Source organism: Arthrobacter sp. UYCu511 (genome assembly GCF_040547105.1).
GTDB classification, from domain to species: domain Bacteria; phylum Actinomycetota; class Actinomycetes; order Actinomycetales; family Micrococcaceae; genus Specibacter; species Specibacter psychrochitiniphilus.
Genome location: NZ_JBEPPB010000004.1, coordinates 75,599 through 91,913 on the forward strand (window position 1 = coordinate 75,599; position 16,315 = coordinate 91,913).

Sequence of the window (16,315 nt, forward strand, 5' to 3'; positions counted from 1 at the left end):
AGAGGGCCTAGGGCAGCCGCGGGGTTAAACGGTTTCCAGAACGCGGACCACGGCTTCGGCAGTGACGCGGCTAAAACCGTGGGCATGGAGGGCGGGGAACAGGGTGGGCTCAGCCGGTGCCAACCCGGCGTTGACGCACACCGCCTGCGGAGCCGTGGCGAAGACCAGTTCCAGAGTTTGTGCCTGCTCCGCAGATTCAAGTGAATCAACAAGAACCAGCACAGCTCCCCGGGCCTGCATCAGCGCCACTTCCAGTTCAGCGCTGGAGAGCTCGGTGGCGTTCACTGCGGTCACGGCGTAGTGGTGCAGCGCCGTGGCCAGGAAGTTCTCGGTGGGACCGGCCGCCATGTTGTGACCCGTGCGCGCATCCACCAAGGTGAGCACACCGGAGCCGGCGAGCACCGGTGTCTTGCCCAGCGAGCCGGAGCCTAGCGAGTCCGTGCGGGTGGCGCGGGCAGCGACGGAAACCCAGTCAACGGCGTCGTGCTTGTCCGCGGCAACCTCCCCGGCAGACCACTGCGCCAGGGCCTGAACGCGTCCGGCCGCACGGCGCAGGATGTCCACAGGCAGCCGTCCTGAGATCGCTGCGGCGTGCAGGGCGTCAAAGACCTCGGTATAGCAGGACTCATCATCGCGTCCCGTGGTGTAGGCGTTGAGCGGGTTGCCCACGCAGAGCAGATCGTTGCCGGCCAGCAGCGCCAGCACGCCGCCCTCGCCCGGGCCCACCGTTACACGCACGGCAGCCATGTCCAGCGCGTCGGTGATCAACACGCCGTCGAACCCCATCCCACGCAGCAGAGCGCTCGCCGCCGGAGTCAGAGTTGCCGGGGCCTCGCCCAACTCAGGGATGATGATGTGTGCGCTCATCATGGACGCCACACCGGCCTCCACGGCGGCACGGAACGGCGGCAGGTGGAACTGGGCCATTTCCGCCATGGTCAAATCCACACGGGCGGCGTCCATGTGGGAATCTGCAACAGTGTCCCCGTGGCCGGGGAAGTGCTTGGCGCAGGCAGCCACACGCAGTTCCTGGATACCGCGGACGGCAGCGGCAGTATGCGCGCTGACCAGGGAGGTATCGGCACCAAACGCCCGCACGCCGATGACAGGGTTGAGTGGGTTTGTATTCACATCAGCCACCGGTGCAATGGCTAAGTTGATGCCTGCGTCGCGGCAGAGCTGGCCAATGGCGCGGCCCGCCGCCTCCGTTGTACCGAGTTCGTTAAGTGCTCCCAACGCCGCCGCCCCGGGGATGGTGGAGCCGTCACGGGACTGCAGGCGGGTGACATTGCCGCCTTCTTCATCCACACCGATCACAGCGTTCGGGTTGGCTGCGCGGATGGCGGCAGAGAGCGCAGAGACCTGCTCCGGGGAGTCCGGATCAATGTTGTGGCCAAAATAGACCACGCCGGCCAAACCGTTCTCGAGCGCCCGTTCCAGCCACTGTGGCACGGTTGTGCCAACAAAACCGGGGAGGATAACCGAGTTGATCAGGCGGTTAAGGTCCTCGGGCAACTGCCCTTCTACAGCAGGGGTGAGTCCTGCGGGGGAGGTTTGAGCGGGGGCCGGTGCGGTGAGCAGATCACTGGAAGTCATGATTGAGATCTTACCGGCGCTTACGTGGCCTAAACTTTATGTGTCGCCATCATCGAGCCACCTACGGAGATTTCAACGTGACCAGCGTTCCCCTTAACCGTGTTCCCATCCGCCGGGCATTGATCTCGGTCTACGACAAGACCGGTCTGGAGGAGTTGGCCCAGGGCCTGCACGCCGCCGGTGTAGCCATTGTTTCCACCGGGTCTACTGCCTCAAGAATCGCCGCAGCCGGTGTGCCCGTGACTGAAGTTTCAGAGGTGACAGGCTTCCAAGAATGCTTGGACGGCCGTGTGAAGACCCTGCACCCGCTGATCCACGCAGGTATCCTGGCTGACCGCCGCTTGCCGGACCACGTGCACCAGCTCGAAGAGATGAACATTGAGCCCTTCGATCTGGTGGTAGTGAACCTGTACCCGTTCGTGGACACCGTCAATTCTGGTGCCGGACAGGACGCCGTTGTTGAGCAGATTGATATTGGCGGGCCCTCCATGGTCCGCGCCGCCGCGAAGAACCACCCGTCTGTTGCTGTTGTGGTTGACCCCGCCCGCTACGGCGCCGTCATTGCCGCAGCGCAGGAAGGTGGCTTCACGCTCGCCGCACGCCAGCGCCTGGCCGCCGCAGCCTTTTCCCACACCGCCGCTTATGACAACGCTGTTGCTGCCTGGACCTCGGCCCAGTTCCTGGATGCGGACGGGGACGGCGTCATCGATTGGCCCGCCTACGCCGGCTACTCCCTGGAGCGTTCAGAGGTGCTGCGCTACGGTGAAAACCCGCACCAGCAGGCCGCGCTGTATGTGGACAAGGCTGCACCTGCCGGCATTGCCCAGGCGGACCAGCTGCACGGCAAGGCCATGAGCTACAACAACTTTGTTGACGCTGACGCCGCCCTGCGTGCCGCGTTTGATTTTGACGTACCGGCTGTGGCCGTTATCAAGCACGCCAACCCGTGCGGTGTGGCCGTTGCCTCCCCGGACGCCGTGGATCCCATTGCCGACGCCCACGCCAAGGCTCACGCCTGCGATCCGCTCTCAGCATTCGGTGGTGTGATTGCGGCCAACCGCACCGTCACCGCGGCCATGGCCCGCACCGTGGCCGGTATTTTCACCGAGGTTGTTATTGCCCCGGACTTCGAGCCCGAAGCAGTGGAGATCCTTTCGGCCAAGAAGAACATCCGCCTGCTGGCCCTGCCCGAAGGGTACGGCCGCTACCCGGCAGAGGTTCGCCAGGTTTCCGGCGGCATGCTGGTGCAGATGAGCGACAGGGTTGACGCCGAGGGCGATGACACCGCCAACTGGACACTCGCCGCAGGCGCCCCGGCCGATGCCGGGACCCTGGCTGATTTGAAGTTCGCCTGGACCGCAGTGCGTGCAGCCAAGTCCAACGCCATTCTGCTCGCCAACAACGGAGCCGCAGTGGGCATTGGCATGGGCCAGGTCAACCGCGTGGACTCCTGCAAACTGGCCGTTGAGCGTGCCAACACACTGGGCGTAACGGTGGAATCCGATGTTGACGGCGCCGGCGGTGCCTCAGGTGGCGAGGGTGCTTCGGCCCAGCGCTCCATCGGCGCGGTAGCCTCCTCCGACGCGTTCTTCCCGTTCGCCGACGGTTTGCAAATCCTGCTCGACGCCGGTGTCCGCGCCGTAGTCCAGCCCGGCGGGTCAGTGCGCGACGGAGAAGTGATTGAAGCGGCTAACGCTGCCGGGATCACCATGTACTTCACCGGTGCCCGGCACTTCTTCCACTAACCCATGAGCCTTGCATGGCTGTGGGAGCCGGGCGTTTTAGCCACGCTGATCATTGGCGCTGGCTCGCTGGTGTTCCTGGCCTTGCTGGTGGGAATTGTGATTAAGATGTGGCAGCGCTAGAACCTTAAAACGCTGTTATTTGATCCGTGCGTAATTCGATCCGTGAGCTTTGGCTGCTTTGAGCTGCTTTGAGTACTTCTAAGCCGCCAAAGCTCACGGCTGGTTCAGGGGGAGGGCTATTCGCTGGCCTCTTTGCGAGAGCCCAGCTCTGCATCTAGCCGCAGCAGACCGTTGCCATCTGTGCCGATCAACTTGACGCGGCCAATGATCTCACCGACGCTGGCTTCCTCTTCCAACTGCTCCTCAACGAACCAGTTCAGCAGCGGGATTGAATCAATATCACCTTCAGCCATGGCCAGGCGGTAGAGGTTGCGGATGGATTCGGAGACCTTCTGCTCGTGCGCCAGGGACGCTTCGAAAGCCTCCAGTACCGTGGTGGTGGTGACGTTGGGGGCCGTAATATCACCAATCTTGGGGGAGGCGTTACGGTCTGTCATATGGTTGGTGAACTTTTGTGCATGCACTAATTCCTCGGCTGACTGAGCCAAGAACCAGCCGGAGATGCCGGGCAAATCAAGCACATCCATTTCAATGGCGAGTTGGCGGTAAACCACCGAGGCCTGGATTTCCAGCGTAATTTGAGCGTTGATGGCGGTTGCGAGCTTCCCTATAAGTTCCATGTTCCCAAAGTAGCCTCAAGTGAGCCGCTGCGCACAGTAGACGAGCCTCACCTCACGCGGTGACTACGGTCTTTAGGGGCGGGGTGAATTATCCGTGTGCAGTCACCAAAAGGCGCCGATAGCGGGCAAACGCACTGTCTCGGGTAAGTTAGATACGGAAAGAAATCACACTAGATTCTTAAGTAATCCACTGAATTTTCGTAGGAGAGCGCTCACCCATGGCCAAAATCATCTACACCCTGACAGACGAAGCGCCCATGTTGGCCACGTACTCACTCCTGCCGATCGTTGAGGCGTTCGCCTCCACGGCAGGTGTTGATGTGGAGACTCGCGACATCTCCTTGTCCGGTCGCATCATCTCTGTCTTCGGCGACTACCTCGCCGAAGACCAGCGCATCGAAGACGCTCTAGCAGAACTGGGCGCATTGGCTAAGAGCCCGGACGCCAACATTATCAAGCTGCCCAACATCAGCGCCTCCATCCCGCAGCTAAAAGCCGCCATTGCCGAGCTGCAGGGCCAGGGCTTCGCCCTCCCCAGCTACCCGGATGACCCCTCCACGGATGAAGAAAAAGACATTCGCGCCCGTTACGACAAGATCAAGGGCAGCGCCGTTAACCCGGTGTTGCGCGAAGGTAACTCCGACCGCCGTGCGCCCCTCTCGGTCAAGAACTACGCCAAGGCCAACCCGCACAGCATGGGTGCCTGGAGCGCAGACTCCAAGACCAACGTTGCCACCATGGATGCGGGCGATTTCCGCCACAACGAGAAGTCCGTTGTGATCGAAGCTGATGACTCGATCAAGATTCAGTTCGTGGCAGCCGACGGCACCACCACCGTGCTGAAGAACTCCTTCCCGGTCCTCGCCAACGAAATTGTTGACGGTACTCTCATGAGCGCCGCAGCACTGGATGAGTTCTTGGCAGCACAGGTAGCGCGCGCCAAGGAAGAGGGCATCCTGCTCTCGGCTCACCTCAAGGCCACCATGATGAAGGTCTCCGACCCGATCATCTTCGGTCATGTTGTGAAGGCTTACTTCCCGGAACTGTTCGCCAACTACGGTGCAGCGCTTGCTGCTGCCGGCCTGAGCCCGAACAACGGCTTGGCATCCATCCTGAACGGCCTAGCTGATCTGCCGCAGGACGTTCGCGCCGGTGTTGAGGCTGCCATCAAGAGCGGCTACGAGAACGGCCCGGCCCTGGCCATGGTCGATTCCGACAAGGGCATCACTAACCTGCACGTGCCCTCGGACGTGATTGTTGACGCCTCCATGCCCGCCATGATCCGTACCTCCGGCCACATGTGGGGTGCCGACGGCGCCGAGCATGACACCTTGGCTGTTCTGCCTGACAGCAGCTACGCCGGGGTATACCAGGCCACGATCGAGGATTGCCGCGCACACGGCGCCTTCGATCCCACCACCATGGGCACGGTTCCCAACGTGGGCCTCATGGCTCAGGCGGCCGAGGAATACGGCAGCCATGACAAGACCTTTGAGCTCAGCGAAGCCGGCACCGTGCAGATCGTCAACGCAGCCGGCGACGTGCTGATCGCGCACAGCGTTGACGCCGGTGATATTTGGCGTGCCTGCCAGGTCAAGGACATCCCTGTCCGTGACTGGGTCAAGCTGGCCGTCACCCGCGCCCGAGCCTCCGCAACTCCCGCCGTGTTCTGGCTGGATGAGACCCGCGCCCATGATTCCAACCTGATCGTGAAGGTCAACGAGTACTTGAAGGACCACGACACCGATGGCCTGGACATCCAGATCATGTCACCCGAGAAGGCAACCACCTTCACCCTGGAGCGCATCCGACGCGGCGAAGACACCATCTCCGTCACCGGTAACGTTCTCCGCGACTACCTGACAGACCTGTTCCCGATCCTGGAATTGGGCACCAGCGCCAAGATGCTCTCCGTTGTTCCGCTGATCGCTGGCGGTGGCCTGTTCGAGACCGGTGCCGGTGGCTCTGCTCCCAAGCACGTCTCGCAGCTCGTAAAGGAAAACCACCTGCGCTGGGATTCACTCGGAGAATTCTTGGCTCTGGCCGTCAGCTTCGAGCACCTCGCGGTGACCGAAGGCAACGCCCGCGCACAGATCCTGGCCGACACCCTGGACCGCGCCACCGGCACGTTCCTGCTTCAGGACAAGTCCCCAAAGCGCAAGGTTGGCCAACTCGACAACCGTGGCAGCCACTTCTACCTGGCCAAGTTCTGGGCGCAGGAACTGGCGAGCCAGAGCGTGGACGCCGAGCTGGCTGCAGCTTTCGCCGCAGTGGCAACTGAGCTAAGCGCCAACGAGGACGCCATCATCGCCGAACTCGCCGCCGTGCAGGGAACCGCCGTTGATCTGGGTGGCTACTACCGCCCCGATTCAGCCAAGGTTGCCGCTATCATGCGCCCCTCGGCCCTTCTGAATGCCGCCATCTCAACACTGGCTGGCTAAACCACTGGCTGGCTAGGCCACCGTGGTTCGATTGGCTCGAGAACCGCTGTCACAGCAATCAACCCGCTTCTTTTGGAGGCGGGTTTTTTGTTTTTGGGCAGTGTGAGATTCTTGCCGGGGACGCGCCGTCGTGCCTTTATGGCGCAATAAAAGATCCGTTATCAGATCTTTACGCAGTAATGTGTCGTAGATCACGTACTGCGGAGTAGGGTCGAGTCACTGAGCCATTGGCTACGTGTAACGACGGCGTTGCACGGCTGATGATGCGCATCCGGAAGGCGAATACATGAATCGCAAGAAAGTTATGACAACGTTGGCGACGGTGGCCACCATGGGGCTGCTGCTTAGCGGCTGCGCCAATCAGGCTGCACCGGAGGGCGGAAGTTCCTCGGCTGCAGGCAGTAGCTCGGCCGTTGATATTCCCGCGCTGACCTCCATTGAAACACCCAAGAATGCCGTTCTGCCGGCAGGGGATGGCAAGGCCAAATGCCCAGCCACCACCACCTTGGCCTATATTGGCGCACAGACGGGCGCCAACGCACAACTTGGCATCAACATTTTCCAAGGTATTCAGCTCGCCATCAATGAGCACAATGCGGCCAACCCGGACTGCCAGGTAGCGTTCAAGAAGTTTGATACTGAAGGGGACCCGAATAAGGCCACCGGCCCCGTCACGCAAGCCACCAAGGAAGAGAGCATTATTGGTGTTGTTGGGTTGCCGTTCTCCGGTGAGTCCAAAGCAACAGGTAATATCTTCGAACAAGTCAAGATGGTCCACATCACCCCGGCAGCTACCAACCCTGGTCTGACCGAGAACGGCTGGACAACGTTCTTCCGCGGCCTAGGCAATGACGCAGTCCAGGGACCGGCAGCAGCGAAGTTCATGACGGGCAAGCTTGGAGCTAAAAAGGTTTATCTGGTCCAAGATGACTCCGAATACGGAATTGGTTTGGGCAAGACCACCTCGGATGCTTTGGGGGATGCCCTGATTGGCACCGACAAGGTCACCCAGGGTCAGAAAGACTTCTCGGCCACGATCTCCAAGATCATGAACTCCAACGCAGACGCAGTCTTCTATTCCGGTTACTACGCTGAGGGTGCGCCATTTGATCAGCAGTTGGTGGCCAAGGGCTACACGGGGACATTTGTTGGTCCGGACGGTTTGAAGGATGACCAGTTCATCAAGCAGGCAGGTGATGCTTCGAAGAACGCCTTCTTCACGTGCCCTTGCATTCCGGGTGAGTTGATCCCTTCGTTCGCCAAGGCGTACAAGTCATTGACAAACATGGATCCGGGCACGTATTCCATTGAGGGCTACGACGCCACCACAGTTCTGTTAGCTGGCATTGATGCAGGCAACCAAGACCGGGCAAGTCTGCTGGACTGGGTGAAGAACTACGATGCTGATGGTTTGAGCAAGCACTACAAGTGGAATGACAAGGGCGAGCTGCAGGCTCCGACTGTTTACGGTTACAAGGTGGAGAACGGCAAGATCGTTCCCATTGGTCCCATCGGGGAGTAATTCTGCAAAGTGAGGATGCTGTGGGTTGGGTAAAACCGGCCCACAGCATTGTTCATGCAATTTTCTCATCAGCCCACCTCCGCGGGTTCCAGGGACCGTGGAGGCAACCGATCACGGCACCCCGCAAGAAACGGACAATCCTATGATTCCAACTATCCTCATGGCCGCGCCTGTGTCCAACGACTGGATTACTCTTGATTTTGTTTCGCTGGGGCAGAACTTCTGGTCAGCCACCTTTGATGGGCTGACATTCGGCTCCATTTACGCCCTCGTGGCCCTCGGCTACACCTTGGTTTACGGTGTTCTGAACCTCATTAACTTCGCCCACTCCGAAGTATTCATCATGGGTTGCTACGCGGTTTTCTTCACCCTGAGTTTCCTGGGTTTTGGCCCCTCTGCCCCCAATTTGGGCGTTGGAGCCATCATCTTGAATCTACTCTTAGCGCTAATAGCGGCCATTGTGGCCTCCGCCCTGACGGCGTTTCTCTTGGAGCGGTTGGCCTATAGACCGCTGCGCAAACGCAACGCACCCCGCTTGGTCTTCCTGATCACAGCCATTGGTGCTTCCTTCACCATCCAGTACTTGATTTTCCTGTGGCGTGGTCCCGTTCCAGAGCAGGCACTGACCATGTTCCAAACAAAACCAGTTTTTCAGGTCTTCGGCACCATCATCTACTCGGACCAGATCTTGATCGTCACAGCAGCCGTGATCATGATGGTTGTGACAGAGCGTTTCATCAGTAAATCCAGAACCGGCCGCGGTATCCGTGCGGTGGCACAGGATCCTGACACGGCTACGCTGATGGGCGTCAACAAGGAAAAGATCATTATCACCACCTTTGTTATTGGCGGGATTCTAGCTGGTGCCGCTGCACTGTTCTATGTCATGAAAATTCCCTCCGGCGTAGTTTACAACGGTGGGTTCATTCTCGGCATCAAAGCCTTCGCGGCTGCTGTTCTGGGCGGCATTGGCAACGTCCGTGGTGCACTGCTTGGTGGTCTGCTGCTGGGCTTGATTGGTAACTACGGGCAAATCCTGTTGGGTAACTCGCAATGGACTGACGTGGTGGCATTCATGGTGCTCGTCCTGGTGCTGTTGTTCCGACCCGAAGGAATTCTGGGCACCTCATTGGGAAGGAGCAAGGCATGAGCATGGTTGACGGCCCCAAGCCGTTCTCAACAGCCAAATCCGAGCAAAAAACTGCCAACATGGAATCTGCGGGGGTTCCCCCGGGTTCCAGCGGTGCCGTTCCCCGGCCCAACCGCAAGTTTGGTAGCTGGAGTGACCGTTGGCGTGAAATGCCCCGACAAAAGCAGTGGCTGATCCTGATCCCGGTGGTGATTCTGGCATTCCTGCTCCCCGTGATCAACCCGCCACTGATCACCACCGAGCCAGGCAACGACTGGCCCTTGGCCTGCCAGGCCATGGCCATCTTCGCCCTCGTGGCAGTGGGTCTGAACATTGTGATCGGCTACGCCGGTTTGCTGGATCTGGGCTACATTGCCTTCTTCGCCGTGGGCTCCTACACGGCGGCCATGCTGACCAGCCCGGATTCGGCGTTCATCAAGATCCCGTACCTCTGGACCATCCCGGTGGCTATTGCCGTCTCCATGTTTGTGGGCGTGCTGCTGGGTCTACCCACGCTGCGCCTGCGAGGGGACTACCTGGCCATTGTGACTCTAGGTTTTGGTGAGATTGTCCGCATCCTGGCCACTCTCATTCCGGCCATGAAGGGTCAGCCAGGTTTCCAGAATGTGGGCCATCCCCCGGGCATTGGCGCTGATGGCATCCCCATCTTTGCAAACTCCAATGGCACCCCGTGGTACTGGCTCACACTTGTCATCTTGATCATCGTGTTGTTCTTGGTGGGCAACCTTGAACGCAGCCGTGTGGGCCGTGCTTGGATTGCCATCCGCGAAGATGAGGACGCAGCAGAAACCATGGGCGTTCCCACCTTCAAGTACAAGGTGTGGGCGTTTGCGCTCGGTGCCGGTGTGGGTGGTTTGGCCGGTTCGCTCATGGGTGGCCAGGTGGGCTTCGTGAACAACCAAAAGTTCGACGTCGTCACCTCCATCCTGTTCGTTGCCGCTGTGGTTTTGGGCGGCTCGGGCAACAAGGTTGGCGCAATCCTGGGTGGCGCGCTGGTGGCTTACATTCCTTTGAGGTTCACTGCTATCGCTGAGTACAAGTTCCTGATCTTTGGCCTGGCTCTGGTGGTCATCATGATTTACCGCTCCCAAGGCTTGCTGCCAGCCAGGCAGCGGCTGCTGGCTTACGGGACCGCGGCCTATGCTGCTGTGCGCCGCCGAGGGTCCGCTAATCCCAGCGCCGCCGGAGGTTCCGGTACAGGGGGAGGGGCGCATACGTCGTCGTCCACGCCAGCACACAGAGCAGAAGGGGAGCAAGCATGAGTGCAACACCAGAGCCCACAGGCTCCGTTGACGCGGCTGCGCTGGCGGCAGGCGGGGTAGTTCTTGAAACTGCCGAGATGGTGGCGCCGGAAAGGGACTTCGCCGTTGGGATCGGCGAGGATCTGGTGGAGGTCAAAAACCTGACCATGAAATTCGGTGGCCTTGTGGCCATGGATGATGTCAGCTTCACCATCAAACGTGGCGAAATTCTGGGGCTGATTGGGCCCAACGGTGCCGGGAAAACTACCTGTTTCAACGCTATGACGGGTGTTTACAAGCCCACCAGTGGGGAGGTCCTTCTGGAAGGACGCCTGCTCAATGGGATGAAACAGCACAAGATCACCCGCGCAGGGCTGGCCCGAACGTTCCAGAACATCCGCCTCTTTGGTGAGATGACGGCTCTGGAAAATGTGGTGGTGGGCTTGGATGCCCGGCACAAGACCAGTGTGGTGGGTGCCTTGCTGCGCCTGCCACGGCACGTCCGTGAGGAGCACAACGCCATTGAACGGGGAATGGCACTGCTTGACTTTGTGGGCATTGGCCATCAGGCAGCCACGTTGTCGCGGCATTTGCCCTACGGCAGCCAGCGGCGCCTAGAAATTGCCCGGGCGCTGGCCACGGATCCCAAAGTGCTGTGCCTGGATGAGCCAGCCGCAGGATTTAACCCTGCAGAAAAAGAAGAACTCATGGCGCTGATCCGTACCATCCGCGACGATGGCTATACGGTGTTGCTGATTGAGCATGATATGAAATTGGTCATGGGGGTCACGGACAGGATTGTGGTGCTGGAGTTCGGGAAGAAGATCGCCGATGGCAAACCGCATGACATCCGTGAAGACCCACGCGTTATTTCCGCCTATCTAGGGGAGCCCGAAGATGACTTTGCTTGAGCTCGAGAACGTCTCCGTCCATTACGGGCGCATTCAGGCCATCCATGACATGTCCTTCACCGTGGATGAGGGGGAGATTGTTTCCCTGATTGGTGCCAACGGTGCTGGCAAGACCACCACTATGAAGACCATTTCCGGATTGTTGAACCCCACGCACGGAACCATTAAGTTCATGGGTGAGGACATCACCAAAATGAAAGCCCATATCAGGGTTGTCCAGGGTATCTCCCAGGCTCCGGAAGGGCGGGGCATCTTCCCTGCCATGACGGTCCTGGAGAACTTGGATATGGGAACCTTTGGCCGGAAGGATCGAAGCAAGGTCGGGGAGGATCTGGAACGGGTTTTCACCTTGTTTCCCCGGTTGAAGGAGCGTGAAAAGCAGTTTGGCGGCACCATGAGTGGTGGCGAGCAGCAGATGCTTGCCATTGGCCGGGCCTTGATGTCTCACCCCAAATTGCTGCTCCTTGACGAGCCGTCCATGGGGTTGGCACCGCAGTTCATCCGGCAGATCTTCAAGATCATCACGGAGATTAACTCCCAGGGGACCACAGTGCTACTGGTGGAGCAGAACGCCAATCAGGCGCTTGCGCGCGCCCACCGAGGCTTTGTCCTGGAGACAGGGGAGATCACGCACAGTGGCACCGGAAAGGAACTGCTGGCCAACCCGGCGATCAAGGAAGCCTACCTAGGAGTAGGCTGACCAACTCCCAGCCCCACTTCCAAGGATGGGTTGCCTCCCTTCGAGCCGCTTGTTACAAACGCTCTCTCAGCAATGGCGAGTTTTTCAGCAACGTTATCCCACTTTGTGAGATAGCGTTCCTGATTTTTCAACCATTGATGGGAGAGCGTTTGTGGGTGAGGCGTGGGTGGGGGGGTGGGGCTAGAGGTCCGTGCGGGAATCGTTGGGGTAGCTGACACCAATTTGTTCCCGAGCGTTATCGAAGAGTTCCATGATGGCCAAGGAGTCAGCCAAAGGCATGGTGGCACTTTCAGTTAGCCCGGCCTGGATGCAGCGGGTTACCTCGCGCAGCTGGTACGTGTATCCGCTGCCGGGGTGCTCAAAATACTCTTCGCGCTCCTCTTCCCAGCCCACACCGATCCGCAATCCCTTGGGGTTATTGACCGAACCAATTGTTTCGATGAACCCCAAGGTCCCGGAAATTGCTGCGGCCCGGGGACCATGCGAGCCAAGGTAGCTGATCAGCTGGGCTTGGGCGCCGTTGGCGTAGCTCAGGGCCAGAGAGTTTTGCGCATCCACACCCAAGGCAGTCAACTCCGCCGTGGCATGCACGGCCTCCGGGGCGCCCAGCGTGCCCCACGCCCACAACAGGGGGTAGACGCTGATGTCCAAGAGCGCCCCGCCACCGTCAGCTGGCGCCCAGATGCGGGCGCTGTCATCCATCGGGGCAGGGAAACCAAGATCGGCCCGCACCCACTTCACTTGGCCGATCTCTCCGGATTCCAGGATCTCCAACGCCCGCTGGAAGCCGGGAACAAACCGTGCCCACACAGCCTCCATGAGGAACTGCTGCCGTTCCCTGGCCAACTCAATGAGTGCCCGTGCTTCAGCTGCGGTGATGGTCAACGCCTTCTCACACAGAACATGCTTGCCGTGCTCCAAAGCAGCCTTGGCGATGTCATAGTGCTGGGCGTGCGGGGTGGCGATGTAGACCACATCCACGTCCGGGTCCTGCACCAGTTGTAGGTATCCAGCCGCGGCGGTGCCGTCCTCCCCGCCGTCATAATAGTACGTAGCGAAGCCGAAGTCGGTGGCAAAACCGGCCGCGCTGCCTACTCCGCGGGAACTGACGGCGTGCAGGACGGCGTCCTCCAGAAGTGCCAAATCGGCAGTCACGGTACGGGCAATGTTTCCGGTGGCGACAACTCCCCAGCGCAGGGCATCACCGGTTGCGGTGAGAGTCTCGGGATTGAACGTTGTGTACCAGTCGGGACGGCCGACGAATCGTTGGATGCTCATGCGCCAATTCTGCCAGTTGCCAGGTGTAGGGCGGGGAACATGACGGGCCACGGTGTGGGCCTCTGCTATTACGCTTGAGACTATAGATCAAAGAAAGGCAATACCGTGGAACAGCTTACCGCTGAGCAGTTGCTGCAGGAGCTCGCTGCGCTGGAGAATCCTAAAGCACGGGCCATCAATGAATCCCGCGGGGACGATCACGGCGTGAACCTTGGCACCTTGCGCACCATCGCGAAAGCGCTGAAAACCCAGCCCGAGCTGTCCCGCGAATTGTGGCAGACGGGCAACACGGCAGCCCGTCTGCTGGCCCTGCTGATCTGCCGGCCCAAGGCGTTCACCGTCAAGGAGCTGGAAACCATGGTTCGGGAAGCATCCGTACCCAAGGTCAACGACTGGTTCATTAACTACGTGGTGAAGAAAAGCGTCCACACGGAAGAGTTGCGGCAGGCCTGGTTTGCCGATCCCGACCCTATTGTGGCCGCCTCCGGTTGGGCACTGACGAGTGAACTGATCGTGAAAAAGCCGGACGGGCTGAACCTGCCGGAACTGCTGGAGATCATTGAGGTGCAGATGAAAACGGCCCCGTCACGCCTGCAATGGGCCATGAACACGGCGCTGGCCCAGATTGGCATTGAAAACCCAGAGCTGCGCGAGCGTGCACTAGCTATCGGCGAACGCCTCGAAGTGCTCAAAGACTATCCCACACCGCCCAACTGCACCTCACCCTATGCGCCGATCTGGATTACCGAAATAGTTGCCCGCCAAGAAGCGGCCCGAAAAGAAACAGTTACTCCATGAGGATGATTTGGTACCGCATGAGCGTTGGTCGCAGGGTGATAGTGCTGGTCGTCGCTACGCTGATCATTACCAGCCTCGGCATCACAGCCATCGGCTGGCTCACCGCCCCACACGGCTCTGACGCCTTCAACGCTGGCATGACGTGGGGGAGGCTGTTGGCGCAGCTCGGTGCAGGTATCGCCTTGATAGCGTTGCTGGCCATCGCCAGCCGTCCCAAGAAACGCAACTGAGCAACCTCATAGGCAGGTGGGATGACATGCAAAAGGCCCCTCCCGGCGTCGTACTTCCTTTTGGAAATATACGACGGCGGGAGGGGCCTTTCGCTGTTGGCCAGCCTCAGGACGCTGGTTTAGCCCTTGACGGAACCGCTCATCAGGCCGCCCACAAAGTACTTGCCCAACAGGATGTAGACAATGAGCGTGGGGACGGAGGCGATGAGTGCCCCGGCCATGGAGGCGGCGTAGTCGGTGAGCTGACCGCCGGCCAGGAAGGACAGTGCGATCGTGACCGGGCCGTTGCGGCCGGAGGAGAAGAACGCGGCAAAGAGGTAATCGTTCCAGGCGGACGTGAACTGCCAGATCAGCACTACCACAAAGCCCGGCGCTGACACCGGCAAGATGACTGAGCCATAAGTGCGTAGAATTCCGGCCCCATCCATGCGGGCGGCCTCGATCAGTTCATCGGGCACGGAGGCGTAGTAGTTGCGGAAGATCAGCGTACAGATCGGGATGCCATACACAATGTGCAAAAGCATCAGGGACGGGATGCCCTGAGGAATGCCGAGATCGCTGACCAACTGCGTCAACGGGATCATCACGGCCTGGTACGGAATGAACATGCCGAACAAGATCAACGTGAAGATGATGTTGGCCCCGGGGAACTTCCACTTGGAGAGTACATAGCCGTTAATGGAGCCCAAGAAGGAGGAGATGATGGCGGAGGGGACCACCAGCATGACGGTGCGGCCCAGTGACGGTGCCAGGGTGGTCCAGGCCTTGACCCAGCCTCCTGTTTCCCACACCTGGGGGAGGTACCAGGCGCGCGAGGGATCGGCGTCGGCGGTGCCCTTGAAACTGGTGATGAACAAAACATAGGCGGGCAGCAGGACCATGATGACGAAGAAGATCAGCAGTGCGTACTTCAAGGTCCGGTTGATGCGGCGCTTGGTGGTGCGTTTTGCGTCGGAGGCCATGTCCTGGGCGGAACGCGCGCGGTTTTTATTATTCACTGTGGCGGTGGCCATTAGCGCTTCTCCATCCGTGAGGTGTACCAGAGGTAGGGGATGACAACCAGGGCCACCAGAACCAACAGGATGGTTCCGATCGCTGCTGCATCGGCGTAGTCGCTGCCAATGTATTTGACCCACATCATGGTGGCGGGCACCTGGACGTCGTAGGTGTTGGCGTCCGGAACAATGGCGCGAATCAGGTCAAAGAGCTTCAGTGACATGTGGCCGATGATGATCACGGCGGAGAGCATCACGGGGCTCAACTGCGGGAAGATCACGTGGCGGTACAGCTTCCATTCGGTGCAGCCATCAATCCGGGCCGCTTCTCGCAGCTCGTCCGGGATGCCGCGGAAACCGGCCAAGAAAAGGGCCATGACGTAGCCGGAGAGCTGCCAGATGGCGGGGACGGCAATAGCGGCGATACCCCAGGTGGGGTTGGACCACCAGTCGTTTTGCAGGGCGCCCAGGCCCACGCTGTCCAAGAGGCGGTTCAGGCCGGTGGTGCGTTCACCACCAGGCTGGGACGTTTGCAGGCTGGAAAGCAGCCAGCGCCACACAACGCCGGAGGCGATGAAGGAAACTGACATGGGGAACAGGTAGACAGAGCGGAAGAAGCCTTCGCCCTTGGCCGGCTGTTCCAGGATCCAGGCCCACAAAAAGCCGAAAATGAGGGTGCCGCCGAGGAAGACAACTGTCAGGATCAGCAGGTTCCATAGGGAGTGCTGGAAGTTGGGGTCCGCCAAGAGGTTGGTGTAGTTCTCAAAACCAACATACTTATTGCTCGGTTTGGCGGTGTGTTGGTTGGTCAGGCTGACTCGGAAGTTTTCAATGATGAGCCAGTAGACGAATACGCCAACGAGGATGATGGTGGGGGCCAGCAGCAATACGCTGGGGCCCCATGTTTTTGCGCGCTTTAACATAGTTTGCCTCCTTCCGAAGAAATTCGGGACCACATGGTTTGGGGG

The 16,315-nt window shown here is 59.8% G+C and carries 14 protein-coding genes; 9 read left to right on the top strand and 5 right to left on the bottom strand.

The window, feature by feature from the left end:
• Window positions 1-24: 24 nt before the first annotated feature.
• Window positions 25-1,596 (bottom strand): glycoside hydrolase family 3 protein, encoded by a 1,572-nt coding sequence (locus ABIB48_RS07515; RefSeq protein ID WP_354212617.1) that lies wholly within the window; start codon window positions 1,594-1,596, stop codon window positions 25-27.
• Between the two features lie 77 nt (window positions 1,597-1,673).
• Here ABIB48_RS07515 and purH point away from each other — a divergent pair, with 77 nt between their 5' ends.
• Window positions 1,674-3,341, top strand: a complete 1,668-nt coding sequence (purH, locus tag ABIB48_RS07520) for a bifunctional phosphoribosylaminoimidazolecarboxamide formyltransferase/IMP cyclohydrolase (protein ID WP_179442365.1) — start codon at window positions 1,674-1,676, stop codon at window positions 3,339-3,341.
• 236 nt (window positions 3,342-3,577) lie between these two features.
• Here purH and ABIB48_RS07525 read toward each other — a convergent pair whose 3' ends face one another.
• Window positions 3,578-4,081: a ferritin gene (locus ABIB48_RS07525; RefSeq protein WP_110104715.1), complete on the bottom strand. Its 504-nt coding sequence runs from the start codon at window positions 4,079-4,081 to the stop codon at window positions 3,578-3,580.
• A 218-nt stretch (window positions 4,082-4,299) separates the two neighbouring features.
• Here ABIB48_RS07525 and ABIB48_RS07530 point away from each other — a divergent pair, with 218 nt between their 5' ends.
• The 6 genes from ABIB48_RS07530 (at window position 4,300) to ABIB48_RS07555 (ending at window position 12,046) form a co-directional block, all read left to right on the top strand.
• Window positions 4,300-6,522 carry an NADP-dependent isocitrate dehydrogenase gene (locus ABIB48_RS07530; protein WP_110104714.1) on the top strand — a complete coding sequence of 741 codons (2,223 nt, stop codon included), beginning with the start codon at window positions 4,300-4,302 and terminating at the stop codon, window positions 6,520-6,522.
• 286 nt (window positions 6,523-6,808) lie between these two features.
• On the top strand, window positions 6,809-8,044 hold the full coding sequence (locus ABIB48_RS07535) for a branched-chain amino acid ABC transporter substrate-binding protein (protein WP_110104713.1): 1,236 nt from the start codon (window positions 6,809-6,811) through the stop codon (window positions 8,042-8,044).
• A gap of 142 nt (window positions 8,045-8,186) precedes the next feature.
• Window positions 8,187-9,194: a branched-chain amino acid ABC transporter permease gene (locus ABIB48_RS07540; RefSeq protein ID WP_110104942.1), complete on the top strand. Its 1,008-nt coding sequence runs from the start codon at window positions 8,187-8,189 to the stop codon at window positions 9,192-9,194.
• The gene (locus ABIB48_RS07545; RefSeq protein WP_315914229.1) at window positions 9,191-10,456 is read left to right on the top strand and encodes a branched-chain amino acid ABC transporter permease; all 1,266 of its coding nucleotides are present in this window, start codon (window positions 9,191-9,193) and stop codon (window positions 10,454-10,456) included. The genes ABIB48_RS07540 and ABIB48_RS07545 overlap by 4 nt, the downstream gene beginning before the upstream one ends.
• Window positions 10,453-11,346 carry an ABC transporter ATP-binding protein gene (locus ABIB48_RS07550; protein ID WP_110104711.1) on the top strand — a complete coding sequence of 298 codons (894 nt, stop codon included), beginning with the start codon at window positions 10,453-10,455 and terminating at the stop codon, window positions 11,344-11,346. Before ABIB48_RS07545 ends, ABIB48_RS07550 begins: the two co-directional genes overlap by 4 nt.
• Window positions 11,333-12,046, top strand: coding sequence for an ABC transporter ATP-binding protein (locus tag ABIB48_RS07555; RefSeq protein ID WP_110104710.1), 714 nt, complete (start codon window positions 11,333-11,335; stop codon window positions 12,044-12,046). Before ABIB48_RS07550 ends, ABIB48_RS07555 begins: the two co-directional genes overlap by 14 nt.
• A 180-nt stretch (window positions 12,047-12,226) precedes the next feature.
• Here ABIB48_RS07555 and ABIB48_RS07560 read toward each other — a convergent pair whose 3' ends face one another.
• Window positions 12,227-13,324: a Gfo/Idh/MocA family protein gene (locus ABIB48_RS07560; protein WP_502914112.1), complete on the bottom strand. Its 1,098-nt coding sequence runs from the start codon at window positions 13,322-13,324 to the stop codon at window positions 12,227-12,229.
• A gap of 105 nt (window positions 13,325-13,429) precedes the next feature.
• Between ABIB48_RS07560 and ABIB48_RS07565 the strand changes: the two genes are divergently transcribed.
• Both ABIB48_RS07565 and ABIB48_RS07570 read left to right on the top strand, forming a co-directional pair.
• A complete protein-coding gene (locus ABIB48_RS07565) occupies window positions 13,430-14,122 on the top strand; it encodes a DNA alkylation repair protein (protein WP_354212618.1) in 693 nt (230 codons plus the stop codon).
• On the top strand, window positions 14,119-14,352 hold the full coding sequence (locus ABIB48_RS07570; protein ID WP_354212619.1) for a hypothetical protein: 234 nt from the start codon (window positions 14,119-14,121) through the stop codon (window positions 14,350-14,352). The genes ABIB48_RS07565 and ABIB48_RS07570 overlap by 4 nt, the downstream gene beginning before the upstream one ends.
• A gap of 119 nt (window positions 14,353-14,471) precedes the next feature.
• Here the strand turns inward: ABIB48_RS07570 and ABIB48_RS07575 are convergent, their stop codons facing one another.
• Window positions 14,472-15,365 (bottom strand): carbohydrate ABC transporter permease, encoded by an 894-nt coding sequence (locus ABIB48_RS07575; RefSeq protein WP_502914113.1) that lies wholly within the window; start codon window positions 15,363-15,365, stop codon window positions 14,472-14,474.
• Window positions 15,365-16,270, bottom strand: a complete 906-nt coding sequence (locus ABIB48_RS07580; protein ID WP_110104705.1) for a carbohydrate ABC transporter permease — start codon at window positions 16,268-16,270, stop codon at window positions 15,365-15,367. Before ABIB48_RS07580 ends, ABIB48_RS07575 begins: the two co-directional genes overlap by 1 nt.
• Window positions 16,271-16,315 lie beyond the last annotated feature (45 nt).